Below are 1,311 nucleotides of genomic sequence, written 5' to 3'. Positions count from 1 at the left end.
CTGGAATTGCCCACGAAAAGTTGACAGTGGACCGGCGGATGTCAGACTGTCTCTGACAGGAGATCCGATTCATGGACAAGCGTCGAACATTCAGCCGAGAATTTAAACTGGCTGCCGTTAAAAAAGTGATTGAACAAGGACTGTCGTATGCCGTGGTCGCCAAAGACTTGCGCGTCGGGGAAACTTTGATTCGCAAATGGAAGAAGGCTTTTGATGAAGATGGGACTTTCAGTGCCGAAGTGATTGGCAGTCAGTTGGTCGAGGCCGAACTGAAACGACTCCGTGAGGAGAACCGACAGCTCAAGATGGAACGCGACATTTTAAAAAAAGCGACAGCGTTTTTCGCCAAAGAAAGCAGCTGAGGCTCACTTTTATTGACAAGCATCGCGATCGATGGCCGGTTGCGGTGCTCTGTCGAACTCTCGAAGTGACGCGTGCAGCGTACTATCAGTTTTCCAGACGCGACGGCACCACGACCGAGCAGAAAGAAATGCAAATCACGCAGGCGATCAAAAGGATTCGCTTGGAAAGGCATCACGATGCCTATGGAAGTCCAAGAATGCAACGCGAACTATTGAAACGAGGAGTTCAGTGCAGCCGAAACACCGTCGCCAAGTACATGCGTAAGGCAGGAATCCAAGCGAATCGCCGCACGAAATTTAGAATCTCGACCACGGATTCCAATCATGATCACCCCGTCGCCGAGAACCTTCTTAAGCAAAACTTTTGGGCCCAAACTATTAATCAAGTTTGGCTCACTGACATCACCTACATTCCCACCAAAGAAGGATTCAGCTACCTGTGCGCTTTCGTTGACCTACATTCACGCAAAATTGTCGGTTGGAAAACCAGTCGTAACATTGACTCTGAATTGGTGGTCGGGGCATTGGATCAAGCTCTGGTGCTCCGGTCCCCGCCGACTGGCCTGATCGTTCATAGTGATCGTGGTTCCCAATTCGCCAGCGAGCATTTCCGCAGCAGGCTAACCGCCAATGGACTTACTCAGAGCATGAGTCGTCGCGGCAACTGTTATGACAATGCTCCGATGGAATCGTTCTTCAAGAGCTACAAAACGGAAGAGGCCCGGCAGATCTACGACACTCACGAACACGCCACACGCGGCGTGTCTGAATACATCGAATGTTTTTACAACCCCTGCCGTTTGCACTCATCCCTGGGCTACCAGAGTCCGATCGACTTTGAGCAATCCATCGAAGAACCGTTATTCGTCGGTGAATCCTGATCCACAGGAGGCACCATTTACCTTCCCGTTAAGACCGGCCCACTGTCAACTTTTCGTGGGCAATTCCA

1 protein-coding gene is annotated in these 1,311 nt (G+C 50.8%); it reads left to right on the top strand.

Features of this window, described 5'->3' with window-relative positions:
* Positions 1-71 precede the first annotated feature (71 nt).
* A protein-coding gene (locus tag Pla52o_RS26525) for an IS3 family transposase (protein ID WP_146597660.1) occupies positions 72-1,243 on the top strand; the annotation gives its coding sequence in 2 pieces (ribosomal slippage) (positions 72-321 and positions 321-1,243; 1,173 coding nt in all).
* Positions 1,244-1,311: the final 68 nt, after the last annotated feature.

The organism is Novipirellula galeiformis, from assembly GCF_007860095.1.
In the GTDB taxonomy this organism is placed as follows: domain Bacteria; phylum Planctomycetota; class Planctomycetia; order Pirellulales; family Pirellulaceae; genus Novipirellula; species Novipirellula galeiformis.
Note: the sequence above shows the minus strand (reverse complement) of the source record. Positions and strands in the feature narration are given on the sequence as shown.